Source organism: Pseudomonas sp. So3.2b (assembly GCF_019464415.1).
In the GTDB taxonomy this organism is placed as follows: domain Bacteria; phylum Pseudomonadota; class Gammaproteobacteria; order Pseudomonadales; family Pseudomonadaceae; genus Aquipseudomonas; species Aquipseudomonas shahriarae.
On the sequence record NZ_CP080494.1, the window covers coordinates 5,446,212 to 5,469,178 of the forward strand.

25 protein-coding genes and 5 tRNA genes are annotated in these 22,967 nt (G+C 61.0%); 10 read left to right on the forward strand and 20 right to left on the reverse strand.

All coding sequences use genetic code 11. The features are described 5' to 3' along the window. Positions 1-35 precede the first annotated feature (35 nt). Positions 36-2,195, reverse strand: coding sequence for a DUF1631 domain-containing protein (locus tag K1X80_RS24480; protein ID WP_186625301.1), 2,160 nt, complete (start codon positions 2,193-2,195; stop codon positions 36-38). 268 nt (positions 2,196-2,463) lie between these two features. Between K1X80_RS24480 and nadC the strand changes: the two genes are divergently transcribed. After that, positions 2,464-3,312: a carboxylating nicotinate-nucleotide diphosphorylase gene (gene nadC / locus K1X80_RS24485; protein ID WP_057958406.1), complete on the forward strand. Its 849-nt coding sequence runs from the start codon at positions 2,464-2,466 to the stop codon at positions 3,310-3,312. Between the two features lie 66 nt (positions 3,313-3,378). Here nadC and K1X80_RS24490 read toward each other — a convergent pair whose 3' ends face one another. The 4 genes from K1X80_RS24490 to K1X80_RS24505 form a co-directional block, all read right to left on the reverse strand. Further along, entirely contained in the window at positions 3,379-3,684 is a 306-nt protein-coding gene (locus K1X80_RS24490) for a DUF6388 family protein (RefSeq protein ID WP_057444407.1), read from the reverse strand. A gap of 138 nt (positions 3,685-3,822) precedes the next feature. Next, positions 3,823-3,895, reverse strand: a tRNA-Thr gene (locus tag K1X80_RS24495). Between the two features lie 39 nt (positions 3,896-3,934). Further along, on the reverse strand, positions 3,935-5,341 hold the full coding sequence (locus tag K1X80_RS24500) for an O-antigen ligase (RefSeq protein WP_198817570.1): 1,407 nt from the start codon (positions 5,339-5,341) through the stop codon (positions 3,935-3,937). Between the two features lie 78 nt (positions 5,342-5,419). Further along, positions 5,420-5,830, reverse strand: coding sequence for a pilin (locus tag K1X80_RS24505; RefSeq protein WP_057958404.1), 411 nt, complete (start codon positions 5,828-5,830; stop codon positions 5,420-5,422). A 202-nt stretch (positions 5,831-6,032) separates the two neighbouring features. On the opposite strand from K1X80_RS24505, the gene K1X80_RS24510 reads away from it, so the two are divergent. The 4 genes from K1X80_RS24510 to yacG are packed head-to-tail and all read left to right on the forward strand — an operon-like array spanning position 6,033 to position 8,954. Continuing rightward, positions 6,033-7,259 (forward strand): type II secretion system F family protein, encoded by a 1,227-nt coding sequence (locus K1X80_RS24510; RefSeq protein WP_198817571.1) that lies wholly within the window; start codon positions 6,033-6,035, stop codon positions 7,257-7,259. A gap of 2 nt (positions 7,260-7,261) precedes the next feature. Beyond that, on the forward strand, positions 7,262-8,134 hold the full coding sequence (locus K1X80_RS24515; protein ID WP_120734166.1) for an A24 family peptidase: 873 nt from the start codon (positions 7,262-7,264) through the stop codon (positions 8,132-8,134). Further along, a complete protein-coding gene (gene coaE, locus K1X80_RS24520) occupies positions 8,131-8,754 on the forward strand; it encodes a dephospho-CoA kinase (RefSeq protein WP_198830288.1) in 624 nt (207 codons plus the stop codon). Before K1X80_RS24515 ends, coaE begins: the two co-directional genes overlap by 4 nt. Next, positions 8,751-8,954, forward strand: a complete 204-nt coding sequence (gene yacG, locus K1X80_RS24525; protein ID WP_032861907.1) for a DNA gyrase inhibitor YacG — start codon at positions 8,751-8,753, stop codon at positions 8,952-8,954. The genes coaE and yacG overlap by 4 nt, the downstream gene beginning before the upstream one ends. Here the strand turns inward: yacG and K1X80_RS24530 are convergent. The 3 genes from K1X80_RS24530 to K1X80_RS24540 form a co-directional block, all read right to left on the reverse strand. Then, positions 8,951-9,166, reverse strand: coding sequence for a hypothetical protein (locus K1X80_RS24530; RefSeq protein WP_057441062.1), 216 nt, complete (start codon positions 9,164-9,166; stop codon positions 8,951-8,953). The genes yacG and K1X80_RS24530 overlap by 4 nt on opposite strands. A 63-nt stretch (positions 9,167-9,229) precedes the next feature. Further along, positions 9,230-9,919 (reverse strand): energy-coupling factor ABC transporter permease, encoded by a 690-nt coding sequence (locus K1X80_RS24535; RefSeq protein WP_057441064.1) that lies wholly within the window; start codon positions 9,917-9,919, stop codon positions 9,230-9,232. Further along, on the reverse strand, positions 9,916-10,383 hold the full coding sequence (locus K1X80_RS24540; protein ID WP_120734168.1) for an FAD/FMN-containing dehydrogenase: 468 nt from the start codon (positions 10,381-10,383) through the stop codon (positions 9,916-9,918). The genes K1X80_RS24535 and K1X80_RS24540 overlap by 4 nt, the downstream gene beginning before the upstream one ends. Before the next feature lie 102 nt (positions 10,384-10,485). Here K1X80_RS24540 and K1X80_RS24545 point away from each other — a divergent pair, with 102 nt between their 5' ends. The 3 genes from K1X80_RS24545 to K1X80_RS24555 are packed head-to-tail and all read left to right on the forward strand — an operon-like array spanning position 10,486 to position 12,687. Next, positions 10,486-11,115, forward strand: a complete 630-nt coding sequence (locus K1X80_RS24545) for a DUF1780 domain-containing protein (RefSeq protein WP_057441069.1) — start codon at positions 10,486-10,488, stop codon at positions 11,113-11,115. A 39-nt stretch (positions 11,116-11,154) separates the two neighbouring features. Further along, positions 11,155-11,328, forward strand: a complete 174-nt coding sequence (locus K1X80_RS24550; protein ID WP_057441071.1) for a DUF3094 family protein — start codon at positions 11,155-11,157, stop codon at positions 11,326-11,328. A 60-nt stretch (positions 11,329-11,388) separates the two neighbouring features. Further along, a complete protein-coding gene (locus K1X80_RS24555; protein WP_057441073.1) occupies positions 11,389-12,687 on the forward strand; it encodes an NAD(P)/FAD-dependent oxidoreductase in 1,299 nt (432 codons plus the stop codon). Positions 12,688-12,928: 241 nt separating this feature from the next. Here K1X80_RS24555 and K1X80_RS24560 read toward each other — a convergent pair. The 7 genes from K1X80_RS24560 to rluD all read right to left on the reverse strand — a co-directional run bounded on the left by K1X80_RS24560 (position 12,929) and on the right by rluD (position 18,048). Continuing rightward, positions 12,929-13,005: transfer RNA gene (locus K1X80_RS24560), tRNA-Pro, on the reverse strand. Positions 13,006-13,101: 96 nt separating this feature from the next. Continuing rightward, positions 13,102-13,177 (reverse strand) — tRNA-Lys (locus K1X80_RS24565). A gap of 5 nt (positions 13,178-13,182) precedes the next feature. Beyond that, a tRNA-Pro gene (locus K1X80_RS24570) sits at positions 13,183-13,259 on the reverse strand. A 9-nt stretch (positions 13,260-13,268) separates the two neighbouring features. Next, positions 13,269-13,344 (reverse strand) — tRNA-Asn (locus tag K1X80_RS24575). A gap of 300 nt (positions 13,345-13,644) precedes the next feature. After that, positions 13,645-16,209: an ATP-dependent chaperone ClpB gene (gene clpB / locus K1X80_RS24580; protein WP_057441075.1), complete on the reverse strand. Its 2,565-nt coding sequence runs from the start codon at positions 16,207-16,209 to the stop codon at positions 13,645-13,647. 154 nt (positions 16,210-16,363) lie between these two features. Then, the gene (gene pgeF, locus K1X80_RS24585; protein WP_128592789.1) at positions 16,364-17,089 is read right to left on the reverse strand and encodes a peptidoglycan editing factor PgeF; all 726 of its coding nucleotides are present in this window, start codon (positions 17,087-17,089) and stop codon (positions 16,364-16,366) included. Further along, entirely contained in the window at positions 17,086-18,048 is a 963-nt protein-coding gene (gene rluD, locus K1X80_RS24590) for a 23S rRNA pseudouridine(1911/1915/1917) synthase RluD (protein WP_029292014.1), read from the reverse strand. Before rluD ends, pgeF begins: the two co-directional genes overlap by 4 nt. A 149-nt stretch (positions 18,049-18,197) precedes the next feature. On the opposite strand from rluD, the gene K1X80_RS24595 reads away from it, so the two are divergent. Both K1X80_RS24595 and K1X80_RS24600 read left to right on the forward strand, forming a co-directional pair. Continuing rightward, positions 18,198-19,223: an outer membrane protein assembly factor BamD gene (locus K1X80_RS24595; protein WP_057441077.1), complete on the forward strand. Its 1,026-nt coding sequence runs from the start codon at positions 18,198-18,200 to the stop codon at positions 19,221-19,223. Positions 19,224-19,350: 127 nt separating this feature from the next. Next, positions 19,351-19,584 (forward strand): PP0621 family protein, encoded by a 234-nt coding sequence (locus K1X80_RS24600; RefSeq protein WP_057441079.1) that lies wholly within the window; start codon positions 19,351-19,353, stop codon positions 19,582-19,584. Positions 19,585-19,611: 27 nt separating this feature from the next. Here the strand turns inward: K1X80_RS24600 and thiO are convergent, their stop codons facing one another. The 5 genes from thiO to pilV are packed head-to-tail and all read right to left on the reverse strand — an operon-like array spanning position 19,612 to position 22,904. Beyond that, positions 19,612-20,712, reverse strand: a complete 1,101-nt coding sequence (thiO, locus tag K1X80_RS24605; RefSeq protein ID WP_169989533.1) for a glycine oxidase ThiO — start codon at positions 20,710-20,712, stop codon at positions 19,612-19,614. 59 nt (positions 20,713-20,771) lie between these two features. Then, positions 20,772-21,170, reverse strand: a complete 399-nt coding sequence (locus K1X80_RS24610; RefSeq protein WP_169989534.1) for a type IV pilin protein — start codon at positions 21,168-21,170, stop codon at positions 20,772-20,774. 12 nt (positions 21,171-21,182) lie between these two features. Then, a complete protein-coding gene (locus K1X80_RS24615) occupies positions 21,183-21,680 on the reverse strand; it encodes a PilX N-terminal domain-containing pilus assembly protein (protein WP_169989543.1) in 498 nt (165 codons plus the stop codon). A gap of 34 nt (positions 21,681-21,714) precedes the next feature. Further along, on the reverse strand, positions 21,715-22,422 hold the full coding sequence (locus tag K1X80_RS24620; RefSeq protein WP_198817577.1) for a PilW family protein: 708 nt from the start codon (positions 22,420-22,422) through the stop codon (positions 21,715-21,717). Further along, positions 22,419-22,904, reverse strand: coding sequence for a type IV pilus modification protein PilV (gene pilV / locus K1X80_RS24625; protein ID WP_350338785.1), 486 nt, complete (start codon positions 22,902-22,904; stop codon positions 22,419-22,421). Before pilV ends, K1X80_RS24620 begins: the two co-directional genes overlap by 4 nt. Positions 22,905-22,967 lie beyond the last annotated feature (63 nt).

A 22,967-nucleotide genomic window follows, 5' to 3' on the forward strand; every position in this document is an offset into this window, starting at 1 on the left:
CGCTCAGTATGCCGTGATACGCAGGGTGGTTGCGATCACTTGGCGCGATTGAGTTGGCGCAAGCTGCCAATCACCGACGCCAGCGCGCGGTCGAACAGCAGTGCATCATCCAGGGTGCGGACCCCGCCACGCTTGAACTCCAGGGCCAGCTCCGTGCAGGTTTTTTCCAGGACCTTGAGGCCAGTGCGATTGACAAATATATAGCTGTTGGCCGGGGCAATGATCGCCGTCAGCTTGCAGCGCAGGGTGTTTTCCTCATCTTCACGGAACTCGACCCAACTGCCGATGCGCAATTGCCGGACCTTGAGCAGATCGGGATCGTCCTCTGCCAGCCTGACCGCCTCCACCGGCGGCGCAGCGCCTGAGTTTTCGCGCACTTCGATCAGCGTCACATTGGGAAGCGCCGCCCCCTGGAACGCCTGGGTATGCAGGGCCTGCAACTGGATAAAAAACTCACGGGTCACAAAGGAATCAAACGCCGCCTCGCTCAGCCCCTCACGCAGGGCCTTGAGCAACGCGGGCAATTGTTCCAGCAGGCGGCGGCCGGCTTCTGTGTCTTCACTCAGGCCGACACTCCAGATCAATTCGTCCATGACCCGCAGCCGCGCCTGCCACTGCGGCGAGGGTTGCTCGTGCTTGAGGCATTCGAGCAACAACACCTGGCTCCAGGCCTGTTGCAGGAACTGCACCACGAAGTGCGGCAAGACCTTGCCCCGCAACCGTTGATTCACCGCATCGGCGACCCGCTGCCGGGCCTGTTCGGTGCGGGCGCGCCCTTCTTCGGCGTCGCGGGTACGCTGTTCGAGCAGCTCACTGCGGCGGCGCTCGTCCTGGGTAAACGCGGTGAACTCCTGCAGAAGTACGGCGAAAATCGCCGGGTCATCGACAAAGTCGTTCAACAGGCGCTGCACCACCTGCTCGATGCGCACATAAAGACTGTCACGCTGATAGTCATCACGCTTGCCCCAGCCCAAGGCGGCCGTGCCGATTTCATTGAGCAGGCGCCGCGCCGGGTGGCTGCCACGGCTGAAAAAACTCTTGTCCAGCACGGCCACTTTCAACATGGGAATCTGCAGGCGCGCAATCAACGCCTTGAGGGAGTCGGGCAAGGTACGGTCGTCGAGAATGAACTCGAACAACATGGCGATCAGGTTGATCACGTCCTCGTCGGCATCCTCCACCACCCGCGACTTGCCACTCTTGACGCTGACCCGGGTCAGCAGTTCTTCCAACTGGCGGCGCAGGTCAAAATCGTCCTCGACCGCAGGGTCTGGCACATATTGCTGTAAGTGGGAGAGCAGACGCAGCAGGTCGCGGGTGGAAATAGGCTGGGCCTGGGCGCTGGCCTCCAAGGTCGGGGCGACGCTGCCGCGCACTGTCAGCAACAGTTCCTGCAGGGCCGCGAACACTTGTTGCTCACCCTCATCGGCCTGGGCGTCGGCAGTCGGAGCTACCTCCGCCGGCGGGCGGACCCGGCTGGCACGTTCGCCGGGACGTCGTGAGGGTACGGCCTTGAGCTCGGGCAGCACACCCGTGGCCACCAGTAACTGATTGGCCTCGCCGTACAGCAGGTCGGCATCGCTGAGCACGTATTTTTCAAACAGTTTCAAAATGATCAGCTTGACCCGGATCTCCACCCCCAGGCTGCGCCCGGCCCGCAGGAAGTACTCGCAGAGCATCGCCGGGCCCAGGGGGTTTTCCCGATCGTCGAGGTGCTTGCCCAGCAGCGCACCGAGGCGGGCGGTCAGTTGCCCCAGGGCCAGGCCGTCACGGTGCATGACCTTGTCGAGCATGGCCTCCAGGGCCACGGCTTTTTCCAGGTCATCGGCGCACGCGCCGGGCGCTGCTTCGTAGGAGACCGTCGGCAACAGCAACTCGCCTTGCCCGGCCTGCCCCAGGTTGGCAAATGCGTCGAAGAGCTGTTCCATGAACATGCGCTCGAAGTTCTTGCGCTTGAGGCGCAGGTCGCGCATGGCTTCAAAAAAAATATTGTGGTCGGCGCTGCTGCGGGCTTTGTCGGCCATCTCGAACAGAGTGTCGTCGGCGTTATCGAACAACTCCTGCAGCCCCCGGTCGAGTTGCTGCGTGGCCTTGTCACGCACCTGCAGCACAATCACAGGCAGGCGGGCGAGCGGCGACGGCATCGCTTGTGCGGCGATCCTGTTGATCGGCACCACCTTTGCGTCATTGTGCATGCTGGCCTCCTGGAGCGACGGGGTTCGGTTTTGTGAACGATCGCCACAACCACCGATGGAATACCGGTGGCTACCACGATTATTTGTAGATCACCGAGACGTCAAAGCTATGACGCCAATTGCAAGGCGCGAGATTATCTTGCAAATAGACCCTGTAGCGCCAGCAAACTCTGTACGGGCTTTGTAATCAGCCAGGTTATGCCGGCATACCTTGGGTTCGGCGCTGCCATGCCCCTATAATCGAGGCACTTTGTATGTGGAGCCCGCTATGCCGAATCTACGCCTCGCCGACCTCACCGCCGAAATCGAAGCCAACGTGCGCCGCGCACTGCTGGAAGATATCGGCAGCGGCGATATCACCGCGCAACTGATCCCGGCCGAACGCCTGGCCAAGGCCACGATCATCACCCGTGATGCTGCGGTTATCAGTGGCACCGCCTGGGTCGATGCCGTGTTCCGCCAGTTGGACCCACGGGTTGCCGTGCATTGGCAGGTACGCGACGGTGAACGCGTCAGCCCCAACCAGGCGCTGTTCCACCTCGAAGGGCCTGCCCGCTCATTGCTGACCGGCGAACGCAGTGCACTGAATTTCCTGCAACTGTTGTCAGGCGTGGCCACCCGCGCGCAGTACCTGGCAGACTTTGTCGCCACCACCCAGGTCAAGCTGCTGGACACCCGCAAGACCCTGCCGGGGCTGCGCCTGGCGCAAAAGTACGCGGTGACCTGCGGCGGTTGCCACAATCACCGCATCGGTCTGTATGACGCGTTCCTGATCAAGGAAAACCATATCGCCGCCTGCGGGGGGATTGCACAGGCCATTACTGCCGCCCACAAGATCGCCCCGGGCAAGCCGGTGGAAGTCGAAGTGGAAAGCCTGGAAGAGTTACGCGAGGCCCTGGCGGCAGGTGCCGACATCATCATGCTGGATGAGTTGAGCCTGGACGACATGCGCGAAGCCGTGCGCCTGAACGGCGGCAAGGCCAAGCTGGAAGCCAGTGGCGGGATCAACGAAAGCACTTTGCTGCCCATTGCCGAGACCGGCGTGGACTACATCTCTATCGGCGCGATGACCAAGGATGTGAAGGCGGTGGATCTGTCGATGCGGCTCAGTATCTGAGTCGCTGCAAACTTCAAGCTGCAAGGGCGCGTGGCGACACTTGCAGCTTGAAACCTGCCGTGGCTTCTAAACCACCAGATTGTTCATCTCGCAATACTCTTCCCACTCGACACCCAGCACCTCGGCCGCCTCTTTGTGCAGGGCCAGGCGCGCAGCTTCGAATTCTTCCGCTGTGCAGGTGTACTTGAGGGTCAGTTCCCAAGGCTGGAAGCCCTGGCTCTCGGCCTCGTCCTCGAATGCCCACTGGATCTGGTCACGCTGATCATCAGCGCTCAGGTCCTTAATCTCTTCCTTAAGCTGCGCCGACTCCTCGAGGTATTTCTTGAGGGCTTCTGCGTGCCGCACTTCCTGGGTCATTTCTGTCGTGGTCATGTCGTTCTCTTAGATCGAAGGAATGGGGATGCATCTGGGTCATCAAGGTTGCGCAGATACAAAAGAACGGGCACGAATACCGGTTCGTCTGGCCTTCAGAACCATTCTGGGATCATCTGAAAACTGTGGTGCCTTATTTGCCCGAGACAGGAATCGAACCTGCGACCTTCGCGTTACGAGTGCGCTGCTCTACCAACTGAGCTACACGGGCGGTGGGCTAAAGCTAGCACTGCAATGGGCGCCCGGCAACTTACCGAATGTGCGGCGCAATGACTCCCTGGACCCAGAAGCGCGGCTGCAGATGGCTTTTGGCAATGTCGATATAGTGCTGGCTGCGCTCGGTGGCGCCTGGCAGGTCGCGGTACACGACAAATACTAGCAACGCCACCGACAGCACAGCCGACACCTGCCAGGCCCCGCGCAACAGCGGCATCGGCTCGACAACCGGCGTGCGCCACGGATGCAATGCCATCAACCAACCCACCACCAGCGCCAACCACAGTTGCGAATAGGGCATCACGATAATCCCGTCGACCATCGCCTGCACCGTCGCGCCCAGCAGCGCGGCGAATAGACACAGGCGCAGCAGGTCTTGCGGTGCCCCTGACGGCCCTTGCCGATGAATGACCCTCAGTGTGGCCCAGCCGCCGCGCAGCGCCAGCAACGCCACACACAGGGCCGAGGGCACACCCCACTCACTGGCCCACTGCAGGATTGCCTGGTGCGGATGGGCGGCAATCGGGTTGGGGATATCGGCAAAGTGCATCGGCCCGAAACCGAGCCACGGCCGTTCGCGGATCATGTCCCAGGCTTGCCACCAGATCACTTCACGACCCGAAAGGCTGGTGGTGAGCCGGTCATTGGAAAGACTGGCCATTTCCAGCCCCAGGTAAGGCGCCAACACCGTGAACAACAATCCGTATAAAACCAGCCCGCCACACAGCGCAGCCAGCTGCCAGGTCAACCAGCGGCGCCCCGCCGCCCCCAGAAAAGCCAGGACCAGTGCCGCAACGCCGAAGCCCAGCCAGGTGCCACGGGTGCCGCCACTGATTGCAATCAACCACCATGCACACAACAGGGCGAACACCAGCCCCAGCGCCAACCGCGAGGTGCCCGTGAGCAGCAGCGGCAACGCCAGCAAGGGCAAGGTAAACGTCTGGAACTGGCCGTAGAAACGCTTGTTGGAGAACCCGGAAAGCAGCAGGTCGGTGTCCAGTGTCGGTTCGCCACTGGTAAACGCCAGGACACCCGCGTACCCATATTGCAGGCTCTTGATCAGGCACAGCAGCAACACAAACAGGATCAGCACCTGATCCAGGGTTTGATCGCCATTGCGTCGCAAGCGGGCAAAAGCTGCGGCAATCACCCCGCAGGTGATCATCAGCGCCCACTCGGTCAGCGCCCAGAGAGGCTGGTGGGCCAACAACGAGGAGATCAGGCCCAGGCCGAACACCAGCCCCAGGCCGATAGCGGTGGGTCTGTCGACCAGGCGCCCGGCGGGAGTCGCCAGGCCATAGAGCAACGCACACACAGCCACGCCGACCTGCAGCACACGCTGCCAGTCATGACCACTGAAGGACAGGGTGATGCCCAGCAGCAAAAGGCTCAGCGCCATCACTAAAAACACGCTTCCTCGCTGTTGCACGGATAACGTCATGGGCACCCCTTACTTCCCTGTGAAGTGCCTGGGAGCCCGTCACGCCAGGCCCCCATCACTGATTTAGGTGGCCCGGGCTCAGTTGCCAGCCGTGCAACCCTTTGCAACGTACTGCTCGTCAGCGTTGGTGGTGCACTTCCAACCGTCACTGGCACTGCGCGCCAGGGTAATGAGCTTGCCCTGGACAGGCGCAGGCGCATCGAGGATCTCACAGGCAATCGAACCCGTCCCCGCAGCCACATCGCCCGCCACGCTGATCACGCAATTGGCGGTCGGGCTGGTGCCGCCGATCAGCGTCAGCGTGGGTGCCGTGCCCTGGTTGAAGGTGTCTTCGAAGCCCGCCTTCAACGCCGAGACTTCCGCCAACCCCGCAGTGAACTTGGCCTTGGCCTGGTGCTTGGTATACATGGGCAGGCCAATCGTGGCCAAGATGCCGATGATCGCCACGACGATCAACAACTCGATCAAAGTAAAGCCGTTCTGACGCATCACATTCACTCTCCAGAATAAAACCCATCGCAGGGCACCTCCTGCGCCCTGCCCTCAACAACCGCGCCAGTGTACTCATCCGCGCCGGGCCAGGCCCTCACAAGACGCACAATCTGACATTTTTCCCTTGCCCAATCGCCTGACGGACACACAGCCCTGACTAAGCTGTAAATCGTCACCTGTCGATGAGCCGTAGCACCCCATGAATGATGTCACCGTAAACCCGGCCCCCACCGCCACCTACGCCTGGGAAGGCACCCTGGGCAATGGCCGCAAGGTGTCCGGCGAAACCCGCGGGCATAGCCCGGCCGTGATCAAGGCCCAATTGCGCCGGCAAGGGATCAATCCGGTTCGGGTCCAGATACGCTCCAGCCTCCTGTCTGGCCTGCGCAACCCCATCACCCCAGCCGATGTTGCGCTGTTCACCCGCCAACTGGCGACCCTGCTGAAGGCGGGAATCCCCCTGCTGCAAGCCTTCGACATGATCGGCGAAGGCTTTGAAAACCGGGCCATGCGCACAATGGTCCAGGGATTGAAGCAGGAGATTGCCGCCGGCAACAGCCTGACCGGCGCGTTATTGAAACAACCGCAGTGCTTCAACGCCCTGTATTGCAGCCTGATCGCGGCCGGCGAACAGGCCGGCACCCTGGAAACCCTGCTGGAGCGGGTCGCCACACACCTGGAAAAAAGCCAACGCCTCAAGGCCCGGATCAAGAAAGCCATGACCTATCCACTGGTGGTCCTGCTCGTGGCCACCCTGGTCAGCAGTATCTTGCTGATCCACGTCGTGCCCCAGTTCGAAAGCCTGTTCGCCGGCATCGACACGCCGCTGCCGCGCTTTACCCTGCTGGTTATTGTGCTGTCCGAATTCATGCAAAGCGCGTGGTGGATGCTGTTGCTGGCCGTGGCGGCGACTACTTGGGGCATACGTCGCAGCTATCGTCGACACAGTGGTTTTCGTCTGTGGCTGGACGCTGGTTTGTTGAAAGTGCCATTGGCAGGCACACTGCTGAAAAAAACCGCTGTCGCCCGCTACGCTCGCACCCTCGCCACCACCTTTGCCGCCGGCGTACCGCTGGCACAGGCGTTGGATTCAGTGGCGGGAGCCGCCGGCAACGAACGCTTCAAACAAGCAGTCACGCGTATGCGCCAGGACGTAGCAATAGGAATGCAATTGAATCGAACCATGACCGCCAGCGGCCTGTTCCCTGGCATGGCGATCCAGATGACAGCCATCGGCGAAGAATCGGGCGCACTGGACAGCATGCTGGAGAAGGTCGCCGACCATTATGAAACGGACGTCGACAACCTGGTGGACAACCTGACCAGCCTGATGGAACCGCTGATCATGGTGGTGCTCGGCAGCATTGTCGGGGCGCTGGTGATCGCCATGTACCTGCCGATCTTCCAGCTCGGCACGGCGTTTTAAACATGACCCTGGACCTCCTCCTGACCCTCCATCCCTGGCTGTTCGTCTGGGCTTCATTGGTGCTGGGGCTGATCGTCGGCAGCTTCCTCAACGTGCTGGTCTGGCGCCTGCCAAAAATGCTCGAGCGCGACTGGCGCGCCCAGGCCCATGAAATACTCGGCCTGCCCCCGGAACCCGGCGGCCCGACCTATAACCTGTTGCACCCCAACTCCTGCTGCCCGCACTGCTCACAGCCGATTCGCCCGTGGCAAAACATCCCGGTGCTCAGCTACTTGCTGCTGAGGGGGCGCTGCGCGCAGTGCCACGGTTCCATCAGCCCACGCTACCCGCTGACCGAACTGGCGTGCGGGCTGCTTTCGGCATTTATTGCCTGGCATTACGGCTTCGGCTGGCCAGCCGCTGGCGTGCTGTTCTTGAGCTGGGGCTTGCTAGCCATGAGCCTGATCGACGCCGATCACCAACTGCTGCCGGATGTGCTGGTGCTGCCACTGCTGTGGCTGGGGTTGATCCTCAATTATTTCGAGTTGTACACGACCCTGCCCGATGCCCTGCTGGGCGCGGTTGCCGGTTACCTGAGCCTGTGGTCGGTGTTCTGGCTGTTCAAGTTGTGCACCGGCAAGGACGGCATGGGCTATGGCGACTTCAAGCTGCTGGCCCTGCTCGGTGCCTGGGGCGGTTGGCAGATCCTGCCGCTGACGCTGTTGCTGGCATCGCTGGTGGGGGCGATCGCAGGGGTGATTGTCTTGCGCATACGCAACGCGCAGACGTCAGTGCCCTTGCCTTTTGGTCCCTATCTGGCGATTGCCGGCTGGATTGCATTGCTCTGGGGTGGTCAAATAACCGACTTCTATTTGCAGTCTGTCGGTTTCAGATGACCACTTCTGTCGCAACACCCTGGATTCTTGGCCTGACGGGCGGCATCGGCAGCGGTAAAAGCGCTGCGGCCCAGCACTTTATCGACCTTGGCGTGGACCTTATCGACGCCGACCATGCCTCGCGCTGGGTGGTGGAACCCGGCCGCCCGGCGCTGGCGAAGATTGCCGAGCACTTCGGCGGCGAGATCCTGCTGCCCGATGGCCAACTGGATCGCGCAGCCTTGCGCAAGCGCATTTTCGAGGCGCCGCAAGAACGCCTGTGGCTTGAGGCCCTGCTGCATCCGTTGATTGCCGACGAGATCCGTAGCCATCTGGCCCGCGCCCGCTCACCCTATGCGATCCTGGTGTCGCCGTTGTTGATCGAGTCGGGCCAGCACACCATGACCCAGCGCATCCTGGTGATCGATGTGCCGCAAGCAACGCAGATTCAGCGTACCCTGCTGCGCGATGGCATCAGCGAAGAACAGGTGCAGGCGATTCTCAAGGTCCAGGCCTCACGGGAAGACCGTTTGCGCCAAGCCGACGATGTACTGGTCAATGATCAGGACCTGACCTGGCTAAAGGCCGAGGTCGAGCGACTGCACCACTTTTACCTTACTTTGCGTGGAGGCCGAACATGAGCCAACCCTTGACCGTCGAATGCCCAACCTGCGGCGCCCCCGTGGAATGGAAAGCGACCAACCTCAACCGGCCATTCTGCTCGGATCGCTGCAAACTGATCGACCTGGGCGCCTGGGCTGCGGAAGAACACAAGATTCCGGTCAGCCCGGACGCCGAAGACGAATTGTTCTCCGAAGACCTGCCACCGCGCGCCCACTAAGGCCGCATAAAGCCGTAATCCTGCTGGTCGTCGAGGTTTTCCGCGAGAAATTGCAACTCGTCGGCCAGGTCTTCGGCACTGCGCACGCCTTTGCTCTGCTGCACCACCGCGCTGAGCAAGGCGCGCAGGCTCAGACCCGGGTCAAAACCGATTTCCTGTGCTGCGTCCTGGCTTCTGCGCAACTCCTGCCGTGCCCACTCGTACACACTCATGATCGTGCTCCTGGAAGTTTCGCAGAGCATGCGACCACTTTTGCGTGGCACCCTTGATTTGGATCAAGGGCGCGAATTGTCGTCTTTCCAGGGCGCCGAGAGGTAGCGCGTGCGGTTGAACGTCTCAAGCCACTCCGGGCAAAACACCACCAGCGCACTGATCACGGTGCCGTTGATAAAGGCTTCGGGAAAGATGATCAGCCACAGGTAACCGATAAAATCCTCGATCCACTCCGGCATGGCGAAGCGGCCGTCCAGCCACAGCAGGCCCAGGCCCGCCAATAGGCACAACAACGCCGACAGAGCAGCGGCAAAAAAACCCGAACAAAAGATATACACAAAAGGATTGCGCGGCTGCGCCCGCTCCACCAGCAGCGCGCACGTCTCTGTCACCAACACCGGCAGCAGGACCAGCAGCGCACCATTGACCCCGACCGCCGCCAAGTCCTGGCGCCCGAGCAGCACCAGGCCCAATTGTGCCGCCAGCCCACCGACAATCGCCAAGGGCCAGTCGAGCAGCAGGGTCACGGCGGTCATGCCGATAAAGTGGTAGGACACCCCGGTATCGAAGTCCCGACGCACCAGCCACAGCATGAACAGCGCGAACACCGTGCCAAACAACAGGTGCTGGCGGCGCCGGTCGGCAAACAGTTCGACCCAGGACGAGCGCAGGATCGCCCAGACAATTACCGGCGCATACAGCAGCCAGCCCAGCCACAGGGTTTGCGGCGCCAGCACGGCGGCACTGATCACGGCTGCACCTGCTCCAGGACCTGGTGCAGCTCGGCGGCAGTCGCGTATTCATGGCGCGCAACCAGCTTGCCGTCTTCGAGTTGCAACCACAGCACTTTATCCACAGGCGCCGGATAACGCGGAGCGATCCGCGCATCACGGTCAAGCATCACCCGGTAGTTGTAGGCTTGCATCGCCGGGACGGCAAAGAGCTTGGCGATCAGCCTCGGCATACGCTGGATATCAGCGACAAACACCACATGGCGCGCCTCCAGATACCCCTTGGGCTGGCCCTGCAAGGCCGCATCCACCAACTTGGCGGCATCCATGCTGCGCGCCACCAGCAAGACCTGCGCCTGGTTATCCAGGGTATAGGCCTGGTCGAATTGATCGAGCAGGGTCCACGGCGCCAGCCGCTCCCCCAGTTCAACCGCCTGGGCCCACAGGGGCAAAAGGCTGAGCAACACCGTAAGCAAAAACTTCACCGCGAACTCCTTGTGCAAAACCGTCGACAGAACCGCCAGTCTACACCGAGCCTTTTCACACAGGACTTCCTGCAGTCATCATTTGAACGCTAAGCTGCAAGCATGGATGACTCAGATTATTTGCGCCTGCTCACCATAGCGGCCGAACAAGCCAACGCGTTCCTGTCCAATGCCCGCAAATGGGAGCGTGAGCGTTGGGTCTGCCAGCGCCTGCTGCAAGGCCTGAATGTGCCGTACCGCGCCGAAGAGTTTCATGCCGCCGGTCAGGAGCCGCCGGACGTACTGTTTCGCGATGCCAGCTTCGAAGTGTTTTTTGTCCTCGATGAAGGCCGGCGCCTGAATGACGAGTGGCGCGACGAACTGGTGCGTCGGCGCAGCGCTTTTTCCCTGAGCCAACTGGTGCGGCGCGAGGCCAAGCCCAGGCGCATTCCCGCTCATGAATTCCTGCTGCGCCTGGCCCCGACCCTGCGCAAGAAAGCCCATAACTACAAAGAACGCGGCATGGACCTGGGAGAGCTGGATATCATCGCCTTCGCCAGCCTCAAGCGCGAAGTGCTGGACCTCAACAGCCATTTCCCGCCGCCCACCGAATACCTGCGCCAGGGCTGGCGCTCGCTGTCGTTGGTCGGCCCGACCTTTGCGCGGGTGCTGTTCGCCCATCCCGACGCACCGGATTTCTTGCGCAACAACCTGGGGCGCAGCATAGTGTTCGATGTGGGTATCAGCCTGTAACGTGATGCCCTTTTGCAACGTCTCCCTGACGAGGCCTTTATGACCAGCCGCCTGAACCCTGACGACCAACAACATGTCGAAGAGTACCTGCAACTGTCCCAGCACCAGGTTGAGCGCAAGCCTTTCCGGCCGTGGCTGCTCCTTGGGGTGGTACTGGTTGTGGTGATTGGCCTGGGCGTCCTGAGCCGCCTTTTGAGTTACCTGACGCTATGAGCTGCCTGGCGCTCGCTCGGGTAACTGCACCGATTTCTTTTAGCCTTGCGAGATACCCCCATGACCCATCGTATTATTATCGTCGGCGGCGGCGCCGGCGGCCTGGAGTTGGCTACCCGCCTGGGTAAGACTCTGGGCAAGCGCGGTACCGCCAGTGTCACGCTGGTGGATACCAACCTGACCCATATCTGGAAGCCCCTGCTGCACGAGGTGGCCGCCGGCTCGCTGAACTCCTCTGAAGACGAACTCAATTATGTTGCCCAGGCAAAATGGAACCACTTCGAGTTCCAGCTGGGGCGCATGAGCGGGCTCGATCGTGAACAGAAGAAAATCCAGCTGGCCGCGACCCTCGATGAAGAAGGCCGGGAACTGGTGCCTGCGCGCGTGCTGGGTTACGACACCCTGGTGATTGCCGTCGGCAGCACCACCAATGACTTCGGTACCGAAGGCGCGGCGCAGCACTGCCTGTTCCTCGATACCCGCAAGCAGGCCGAACGTTTCCACCAGCAATTGCTCAACCACTACCTGCGCGCCCATGCCGGGCAAACCGATGTGGTGGAACAGATCAGCGTGGCAATCGTTGGCGCTGGCGCCACCGGCGTCGAACTGGCCGCCGAGCTGCACAATGCGGCCCACGAACTGGCGGCCTATGGCCTGGACCGGATCAAGCCGGAAAACATGTACATCACCCTGATCGAAGCCGGGCCCCGGGTATTGCCGGCCCTGCCAGAGCGAATCAGCGGGCCTGTGCATAAAACCCTGGAAAAGCTCGGGGTGACGGTGATGACTAACTCGGCTGTGAGTGAAGTCACCGCCGACAGCCTGATTACCAGCAGTGGCCAGGTGATCCCTGCCAGCCTCAAGGTCTGGGCGGCGGGGATTCGCGCGCCAGGTTTCCTCAAGGACATCGACGGCCTGGAGACCAATCGCATCAACCAGCTGCAGGTGCTGCCAACCCTGCAGACTACCCGTGACGAGAATATCTTCGCCTTCGGTGACTGCGCGGCCTGCCCGCAACCGGGCACCGACCGCAACGTTCCGCCACGGGCGCAAGCAGCGCACCAGCAGGCGTCGCTGCTGGCTAAATCGCTGAAGTTGCGCATCGACGGCAAGGCGCTGCCCAGCTACAAGTACACCGATTACGGCTCCCTGATCTCGCTGTCGCGTTTTTCGGCTGTGGGTAACTTGATGGGCAACCTGACCGGCAGTGTGATGCTCGAAGGCTGGCTGGCGCGGATGTTCTATGTGTCGCTGTACCGCATGCACCAGATGGCGTTGTACGGGTTCTTCCGCACGATGATGTTGATGCTGGGCAGCAAAATCGGACGGGGCACCGAGCCGCGGCTCAAACTTCACTGACAATACGGTTCCGGACGGGGCGCAAGCGAGGCGATTTTATAAGCATGCGCGCCCTGCCCTCCCCTGTGGGAGCTGTCTCGCCCTGCGAGGCTGCGATAGCGGTGTGCCAGGCGACATGGCAGTGACGCCGCCATCGCAGCCTCGCAGGGCGAGACAGCTCCCACCTTTGATCACCATGCACCTTCAGGTTTTGCGCAGGCAAAAAAAATCCCCGTATCTTTCGATACGAGGATTTTTAATATGGTCGGGGTAAGGGGATTCGAACTCCTGACATCCTGCTCCCAAAGCAGGCGCGCTACCGGACTGCGCTATACCCCGGTAAAAAAAAGGCGACCTTTTCAAGTCGCCTTCTTCGATCAGGGCTTTTGGCCTCTGATCTTAAGATTCGATTCCAGCGTTAACTGGTCTCAAAAATGGTGGGTCGTGTGGGATTCGAACCTACGACCAATTGGTTAAAAGCCAACTGCTCTACCAACTGAGCTAACGACCCAAATATGGTCGGGGTAAGGGGATTCGAACTCCTGACATCCTGCTCCCAAAGCAGGCGCGCTACCGGACTGCGCTATACCCCGGTTTGAAATTGGCTCCGTGACCAGGACTCGAACCTGGGACCCAATGATTAACAGTCATTTGCTCTACCGACTGAGCTATCACGGAACTACATATTTCAAAGTACTACGGTGCTGCTTGTTACCTTCTCTTCGACTTGTCCGTATCGCTACGTTCGTGTCTCTGAGGCGCGCTATTCTACAATCTTAAAAACCCCTGTCAACCCTTTAAATTGCTTTTAAGACAATGATTTGCGCTTCTTTCTGATTTCTCCTTGGGGAGAAGAAACCCGTGGGCTGACGTTGCTGCGGGGCGCACTTTACAAGCCTTTGCCTTACAGTTCAACGCCCTATCGAAAAAAAAGGCCCCGCAATGCGGGGCCTCTGCTCATAACCACCCAATTCGGGCTTAGTGGAAGACAATTTCGTCGTTTTCCACGGTGGCCTTGACGCTGGTCCCCGGGATAAAGCTGCCCGACAGGATCAGTTGGGCCAACGGGTTCTCGATCCAGCGCTGGATCGCACGCTTCAACGGCCGCGCGCCATACACCGGGTCGTAACCGACGGCGATCAACTTGTCCAAAGCCTCGCTGCTCAGTTCCAGCATCAGCTCGCGCTCTGCCAGACGGCTGCGCAGGCGGCCCAGTTGGATCTCGGTGATACCGGCGATCTGATCCCGCGCCAAAGGCTCGAAGATCACTACCTCATCAACCCGGTTGATAAATTCCGGGCGGAAGTGGCTGGTCAGCGCATCCATTACCGCAGCACGCTGGCCTTCACGATCACCGACCATCTCCTGGATCTGTACCGAGCCCAGGTTGGAGGTCATCACGATCACCGTATTACGGAAGTCCACGGTACGTCCGTGACTGTCCGTCAGCCGGCCATCTTCCAACACCTGCAGCAACACGTTGAACACATCCGGGTGGGCCTTCTCGACCTCATCCAGGAGGATTACCGAGTAAGGCTTGCGCCGTACCGCTTCGGTCAGGTAGCCGCCTTCCTCGTAGCCCACATAGCCTGGTGGCGCCCCGATCAAACGCGCCACGGAATGTTTCTCCATGAACTCGGACATATCAATGCGCACCATCGCCTCTTCTGTATCAAAGAGGAACTCGGCCAGGGCCTTGCACAGCTCGGTCTTACCCACACCGGTCGGGCCGAGGAACATGAACGAGCCGCTCGGACGGTTCGGGTCGGACAAACCGGCGCGGGAACGCCGCACCGCGTTGGACACTGCTACCACGGCCTCTTCCTGGCCAATCACGCGTTGGTGCAACAGGCTTTCCATACGCAACAGTTTGTCACGCTCGCCTTCCAGCATTTTCGACACAGGAATGCCGGTCCACTTGGACACAACCTCGGCAATTTCTTCCTCGGTCACCTTGCTGCGCAGCAACTGGTTTTCGCTGTGGCCATGCTGGTCGACCATTTGCAGGCTGCGTTCCAGATCCGGGATCACCCCGTACTGCAACTCGGCCATGCGGTTCAGGTCGCCTTTACGGCGGGCAGCTTCCAGTTCCTGGCGCGATTGCTCGATCTTCTGCTGGATCTGTGCGGAACCCTGCACTTCGGCTTTTTCCGAGGTCCAGATTTCTTCCAGGTCCGAATACTCACGCTCCAGACGGCCGATTTCCTCCTGGAGTTTTTCCAGGCGTTTCTTCGCCGCGTCATCGTCTTCTTTTTTCAGCGCCTGGGATTCGACTTTCAGTTGAATCAGGCGACGCTCCAGGCGATCCAGTACTTCAGGCTTGGAGTCGATCTCCATGCGAATCCGGCTGGCCGCTTCGTCGATCAAGTCGATGGCCTTGTCCGGCAACTGACGATCAGTGATATAGCGATGGCTCAATTTGGCCGCCGCAATGATCGCGCCATCAGTGATTGCCACGCGGTGGTGGACCTCATAACGCTCTTTCAGGCCACGCAGGATCGCGATGGTGTCTTCTTCGCTCGGTTCTTCCACCAGGACTTTCTGGAAACGACGTTCAAGGGCCGCGTCCTTTTCAATGTACTGGCGGTACTCGTTGAGCGTGGTAGCCCCCACGCAATGCAACTCACCCCGAGCCAGTGCAGGCTTGAGCATGTTGCCTGCGTCCATCGAGCCTTCACCTTTACCGGCGCCGACCATGGTGTGCAGTTCGTCGATAAACAGAATGATCTGCCCTTCCTGCTTCGACAGCTCGTTAAGCAGGGATTTCAGACGCTCCTCAAACTCACCACGGAACTTGGCACCGGCAATCAAGGCCCCCATGTCCAGGGACAGCAAGCGCTTGCCCTTGAGGCCGTCCGGCACTTCACCATTAATGATGCGCTGGGCCAGGCCCTCGGCGATGGCGGTTTTACCCACCCCAGGCTCACCGATCAGCACCGGGTTGTTCTTGGTGCGGCGCTGCAGGACCTGGATGGTGCGACGAATCTCGTCGTCACGCCCGATTACCGGGTCCAGCTTGCCGTCTTCGGCGCGCTTGGTCAGGTCGACGGTGTATTTGTCCAGGGCCTGGCGCGACTCCTCATGATTGGGGTCATTCACCGCGTCGCCGCCGCGCAGGTTGTTGATGGCATTTTCCAGGGCCTTTTTGCTCACGCCCTGGCCCAGCAACAACTTGCCGAGCTTGCTGTTTTCATCCATGGCGGCGAGCAGCACCAGTTCGCTGGAGATGAACTGGTCGCCTTTCTGCTGGGCTAGGCGATCGGCCTGGTTAAGCAGGCGCGCCAGATCCTGGGACATATTCACGTCACCCGTCGGATTCTGGATTTTCGGCAGTTGGTCGAGCTCTTTGCTCAACTCCTTGCGCAGGCTGTTGACATCGAAGCCCACCTGCATCAACAGGGGCTTGATAGAACCACCCTGCTGTTCGAGGAGTGCCTGCATCAAGTGCGCGGGCTCGATGGCCGGATGGTCGAGGCCAACGGCCAGGGATTGGGAATCCGATAACGCCAATTGTAATTTGCTGGTTAAACGATCAATACGCATTAGTCACCTTCCTTTTGAGCAGGCCGGAGCTATGTGCGAGCGAGCTTGCTCGCGAGAAACGCATCCTGAATGAAGAAACCTGCCAGATACCCCTATAGATGGGGGGGATTCTGGAACATTCAAGCCGGCAATGCTTGATATGGATCAGGAGAGTCTAGCGTTCGAGCCAGATCAGGGAGGCAAATCGACCGGTACGCGGGCTGCGCCGGTAAGAAAAGAAGCGCGGGTCAGTCACGGTGCACAAACCGCCACCGTAGACAGCGGTGATACCACGCGCAGCCAGGCGCAGGCGCGCCAGCTGGTAGATATCAGCCAGGAACTTGCCAGGGTTGTGGCTGGGAACGAAAGCCTGCGCGGTTTGCGGGTGTTGCTGCATAAAGGCTTCACGCACTTCCGGGCCGACTTCAAAGGCCTTTGGGCCAATCGCCGGGCCCAACCACACCAGTACGTCGGCAGGCGCAGCATCCAGGCTGTCGGCGGCCGCTTCCAGCACACCCGCCGCCAGGCCACGCCAACCGGCATGGGCGGCAGCAACACGAGTTCCGGACTTATTGCAAAACAAGGCCGGCAGGCAATCGGCGGTCATCGCCGTGCAGGCGATGCCGGGCGTACCGGTCCAACTGCCGTCGGCCTCGGCAATCCGTCCCGGATCGGCCTCGACCACGACCACACCATGCACCTGGCGCAACCAGGCGGGCTGGATAGCAAATGCGGCGGTGAGACGACGGCGATTCTCAAGCACAGCTTCGGGGCTGTCCTCGACATGATCGCCTAAGTTGAGGCTGTCGAACGGCGCCAGACTGACGCCGCCCGCACGGGTGGTGACGCAGGCTTTGACCCCGGCCGGCGCAGGCCAGTCAGGAATCAGCCAGTCATTCATCCGACAAAGGCCTCGCGGTCCTGCTTGAGCAACGACAGCAACCAGACAAAATCGTCGGGCAGAGGCGATTCCCAGCTCATCCGCTCACCGCTCGTCGGATGATCCAGTTCCAGGAAGCGTGCATGCAGCGCCTGGCGCGGGAACGACTTCAGCGACTCGACCATGGTCACACTGGCGGCCGGCGGAATACGGAAGCGACCACCGTAGGCCGGATCGCCGACCAACGGGAAGTTGATATGCGCCATATGTACCCGGATCTGGTGGGTACGGCCGGTTTCCAGCTTGACCCGCACATGGGTGTGGGAACGGAAACGCTCCAGCACGCGGTAGTGGCTGACGGCCTGCTTGCCGCCCTCCATCACCGCCATGCGCTGGCGCTGCTGGCCGTGACGACCGATAGGCGCGTTGATCTTGCCACCGGCCACGACCACACCAATCACGATGCACTCATAGATGCGGCTGACACTGCGGCTCTGCAATTGTGTGACCAACTGCGTCTGCGCCTGAATGGTCTTGGCCACGACCATCAGACCAGTGGTGTCCTTGTCCAGGCGGTGGACGATGCCGCAGCGCGGGACATTGATGATGTCCGGCACATGGTGCAACAAGGCATTGAGCAAGGTGCCATCAGCGTGCCCGGCCGCCGGGTGAACCACCAGGCCTGCGGGTTTGTTGATCACCAGGATGTCGTCGTCTTCATAGACGATATCCAGCTCGATGTCCTGGGCGATCCATTCTCCCTGGGCTTCCTGCTCGGCAGTCAGCTCAAGAACCGAACCGCCATGCACTATGTCTCGCGGGCGGATAACCGCTCCATCCACAGTCAGGCGGCCGTCTTTGATCCAGGCGGAAAGGCGCGAGCGCGAGTGCTCAGCGAATAGTTGTGCGGCGACTTGATCGAGGCGTTGGCCGCCCAATTCGGACGGCACCTCTGCGCGAAGTTCAATTTTATCGGACATGCTCAGACTAGGCGTGGCACAGCCTTTGGTTTCGGCTGCGCGCTTGTGGTTAAATACGGCGTCTTTTGCCCCGAGGCTTTCATCGGGGCGCTCATCATAACAGGACGGCCCCGCCCAAGACAGCGGCCGTCATAGGGACGCAAGCCGCCATGCAAGTGAAACACCTGCTGCTGATCGCCATCCTCGCCATGACTGCTGCTTGCTCGTCAACAAAGGACGTCGTCGACGAAAACCTCAGTGAAGTCGAGCTGTACCAGCAGGCTCAGGCCGACCTGGACAACAATAGCTACACAAGCGCCACGGCCAAACTCAAGGCCCTGGAGTCGCGTTATCCGTTTGGCCGCTATGCCGACCAGGCCCAGCTCGAACTGATCTATGCGAACTACAAGAACGCCGAGCCGGAAGCTGCCAAGTCCGCTGCCGAGCGTTTTATCCGCCTGCACCCGCAGCATCCGAACGTGGACTACGCCTACTACCTCAAGGGCCTGACCTCGTTTGACCAGGACGTTGGCCTGCTGGCGCGCTTCCTGCCGCTGGACATGACCAAGCGTGACCCAGGTGCCGCGCGCGACTCCTATAACGAGTTCGCCCAGCTGACCAGCCGCTTCCCCAACAGCCGCTACGCGCCGGACGCCAAGCAGCGCATGATCTACCTGCGCAACCTGCTGGCTTCCTACGAAATCCACGTAGCCCACTACTACTTGACGCGCCAGGCCTATGTCGCCGCCGCCAACCGTGGTCGCTATGTGGTGGAGAACTTCCAGGAAACCCCTTCCGTGGGTGACGGCCTGGCAGTGATGACCGAGGCTTACCAGCGCCTGCACCTCGATACCCTGGCCGCCACCAGCCTGGAGACCCTGAAACTCAACTACCCGGACCACCCTAGCCTGCAAGACGGCCAGTTTGTGCCGCAGGTTGCCGAAGCGGACAACCGCTCGTGGTTGAGCAAGTACACCCTGGGCATGATCGAGTCCCGTCCACCGCTGCCGCCGGGCGAAACCCGCGCCAACCAGGACATCCTCAAGCAGTACCAGGATGCCAAGGACGCCATTCCGTCGGAGCTCAAGCCCCATGACGAGAACGGCGACGTGATCGAGGAAGAAGCACCAGAAGCCCTGGGCAACAACCAGGATCGCTCGTGGTTCAGCTACATGACGTTCGGTGTCTTTGACTGAAACCCGTCTTGGCAGCGCAAGAAGGAGCCCCTCGGGGCTCCTTTTTTCATGGCGCGACTTTATTACCCTGTGCGCCGCTAACATCCTTGGCTAAACTGCCGGATTCCCTGTTGAGAAGCTGCCTGCCATGGTTCGTTTACTGTTCTGGATTGCCCTGATTGCTGCTGCGGTATGGTTCTGGCGCAAGTTCAAGCGCCCCGCTTCGACGCAGCAACAGCCCGGCGAACAAGGCGCCGCGCCGATGGTTCGCTGTGCACACTGTGGCGTGCATCTGCCGCAGGACCGGGCACTGAGCCAGCGCCAGGACTGGTATTGCACCCAGGCGCATCTGGAGCAGGGTCCGAAGTCTATCGAGCGCTGAGTCCTCTGGAACGGTAGGCCCCCCGGTTTATATCCGACCAGTGGGCGCATAAGGGGCCGGGTCGATCACCGGCTCATGCCCCAGCAGCAAGTCAGCAAACAACTGGCAAGACGCAGGCGCCAATACCAGGCCATTGCGGTAATGCCCGCAGTTGAGCCACAGCCCTTCATACCCTGGCACCTTGCCGATATAGGGAATGCCCTCCGGCGAACCAGGCCGCAAACCGGCCCAATGCCCCACCACCTCGGCATCCGCCAGAGCCGGAATCAGTTCCACCGCCGAGGCTTTGAGGCTGTCCAGAGCCGATTCGGTCGGTGTCTTGTCGAAACCTTCATGCTCCAGCGTGCTGCCAATCAGGATATGTCCGTCCCGGCGGGGAATCGCATAGCGCCCCTTCGCCAGGACCATGCAGGACAGAAAGTCCGAAGCACACTTGTACAAAATCATCTGGCCCTTGACCGGCTCCACCGGCAGCGTCAGCCCCAGGCTGGCGAGCAGCTCACCACTCCAGGCACCGGCCGCGAGCACTACCTGGTCGCCTCGCACCTCGCCCTGCGCAGTATTGACCCCGACAATGCTGCCGCCCTCCTGGATAAAGCCCTGTACCGCGCACTGCTCATGCAGGGTCACACCCGGCAATGCCAGCAACGCCGCCTTCAGGGACTTGATCAAGCGTGGATTGCGTACATTGGCCACGTTCGCCATATAGATAGCCTCGGCGAACCCCGCGCCCAATACCGGCACCGCGTCACGGGCGGACGACACATCCACCTTGCTCAAGGGCCGGCCTTCCCGCGCAGCCCAGGCCAGGGCGTCGGCCTCGTCATCGAGGTCCAGCCAATACAGGCCCGTGGTATGAACCTCGGGATCCACGCCGGTGGCCGCAAACAGGCGCTGGGCCAATTGCGGGTAAAAATCCTGGGACCAATGGGCCAGCGCCGTGACGGCCGGGCTGTAGCGCCAGGGGTATAACGGCGAAACAATCCCGCCACCGGCCCAGGAAGACTCCTGCCCAACCGACGAACGGTCAAGCACCACCACCGCCAGCCCCTGGGTTGCCAGGTTGAACGCCGTCAACAGCCCGATAACACCACCACCCACAACCACGACTTGCTGTTGCTTGGTCATTGTTCGATCCAGCTCATAAAAAGAAAGGAGTGCTCCAGGCACCCCGTCGCCCACCAGCGTCATCGCCCCCAGCACTCCTGACGCGTGGTGCCGGGTGCGGCGCCGGGATTGGCCCGCGCGCCAGTACTGGTCAAACTGAACTCACCACAAGGATCACCCAGCATCGCGCCAGCAAAAGGCGTCGCGGTCAGGGTGAAATCCTGGGGGTTCAGCATCACCGTGATTCTATAGCGATCATTGCCGGTGCTGACGCCGCTGGCATCAATAAAAGTGCCATTTCTCACGTAATAGCGCTCCAGATGCTGGGCTTGCTCCGTGAGCAGCCCGACGATTTCTGTGCGGTAAGCCTTTTTCACGTGGGCGGCGTACCCCGGATAGATCACCGCCGCCAAGGTGGCAATGATCGCCAGCGCGATCAATAACTCGATCAAAGTGAACCCCTTGCAATTGCCGCTCATCGTCATGATTACCTACTGGAGTTGTCGCCATAGAATTCGCCGGAATCGCTCACTGGCATCAGCATCCGCGGCTACCCGCGCATAGACGCTTTCCAGAACGGTGCGCGATTGGCCACTGATCCCCACTGCCGTAACCCGATACAACGTCGCTGGGGTGTCGGGCGGCAAATGTGCCAACCCGCTAGCGGGGCCGAGGTTCTGAATACCGTACACACCCGCTTTCATGCCGACCCAGGTGATAGCCGAGACTGGGTCGACGCCTGGCTGGCTGATGGCATACGCCTCGTTCGGCGGGGCACAGGTCACCAGCGACTGACAGGCCGGCAAACCGAACCCGCGCGCCTGTACAGCCGACTCACCGCGCCTGAGCCCGCTTTCGGCCGCCTGGAACGATTGGTTGCGATGCCTGAGGCTGCCGGCGAGCTGTTCCTGCGACGTCGCGCCCTGCATCGAAGCCAGGCCGACAACCGTCAACAACAGCAGCAATACCAGGCTGATCAACAGCACCATGCCGCGCTGCCCAGGGGCCGGTACCCGGCACTCGCTATTCAAGACGATTACGCACGGCAGCGACGACGCTGTAGACCTGGTCCCGCACGCGACCAAGCGGATCGCGCAGCGTCAACATCACCCGCACACTGCGGATCAGCGACTCGTCGCCGGGATGGCTGTCATAGCGGCTCACGACACTGGACCCTGGCCGGCTGGCCACCCCGAAACTCAACTCAAACGCCCCCACGTTATCCACCAGCACCGCCCTGGCCGGCGCTGTCGGTGTGCTGAGCTTCAACTGCCCTGACTCAAAGGTGTAGGTCAGTTTGCGAACCGGGAAAGCAATCTGCCCAGGACCAGGCTTGGGCGGTACCCCCGAGTAGGCCTGGGCGCTGTCGACACAATTACTGAGCACGGTCCAGTCGGGCCGACTGCCCTGACCGCCGACATCGCCAGTGACCAGGGTCAGGCTGGTTGAGGCACCGCTGACCGCCACACTGATCGGCGTGGAAAAGTCAGCCGGCGCCTGAACAATCGCGGGAAGGGACAGGCAACCGAACATCCCCGCCAGGCGAATCTCCTGAATCATCTTGCCCAGGACAAATCGCCCATCATCCTGCAACAACGCCGAGGCATGCTGGCTGGCTGCGGTGCTTCGGGCGGCCAGCGTTACCTGGACGGCCGCCAGGACCACCACCAACCCCAGGGTCGCCGCCAGCAATGCCTCGACCAGGCCAAAACCCGTACTGGAGCGCCTCATCGCGCAGGCCTCGGATCGACCGCGACGCGACTGGTCAGGGTGAATGTTTCCCGGGCGCCGCCGGCATGGGCTGCGCGTGAGTCGTCCCAACTGATGCTGATGGTGACTTCGCGCTGGCTGATCGCAATCGAACCTTTGGCGGTATCGCCGGCCAAGTGGCGGATATTGGCCTCGAAGTCGTGCAAGTCCAGGTCCCGGACACTCGCGGCCAAGGTGTTGGCGAGCGAGATATCCTCGCCTCCCCAGGAATAGTCGGCGGCGGCATTGGCGCGAATCCGGTCGAGCATGTCGTAGGCAACGAAGCTCGCCTGGCTGATCATCCTGGAACTGTCGGTGTACTTGAGCGCATTCAGCTGGATCAGCCCGGCCCCCAGCAGGCCAACGCCGAGAATCAACAGCGAAACCAGCACTTCGATCAGGCTCATACCGATCTGTTGCGTGTCGGTCGGGGGTGTACAAGACGTTACCAGGCAAGCTCGCATAGCCATCGTCATCCTTGTCGAGGGTCATCCAGACGGCCGAGATAGCCGTGCGTTGCCCAAGAC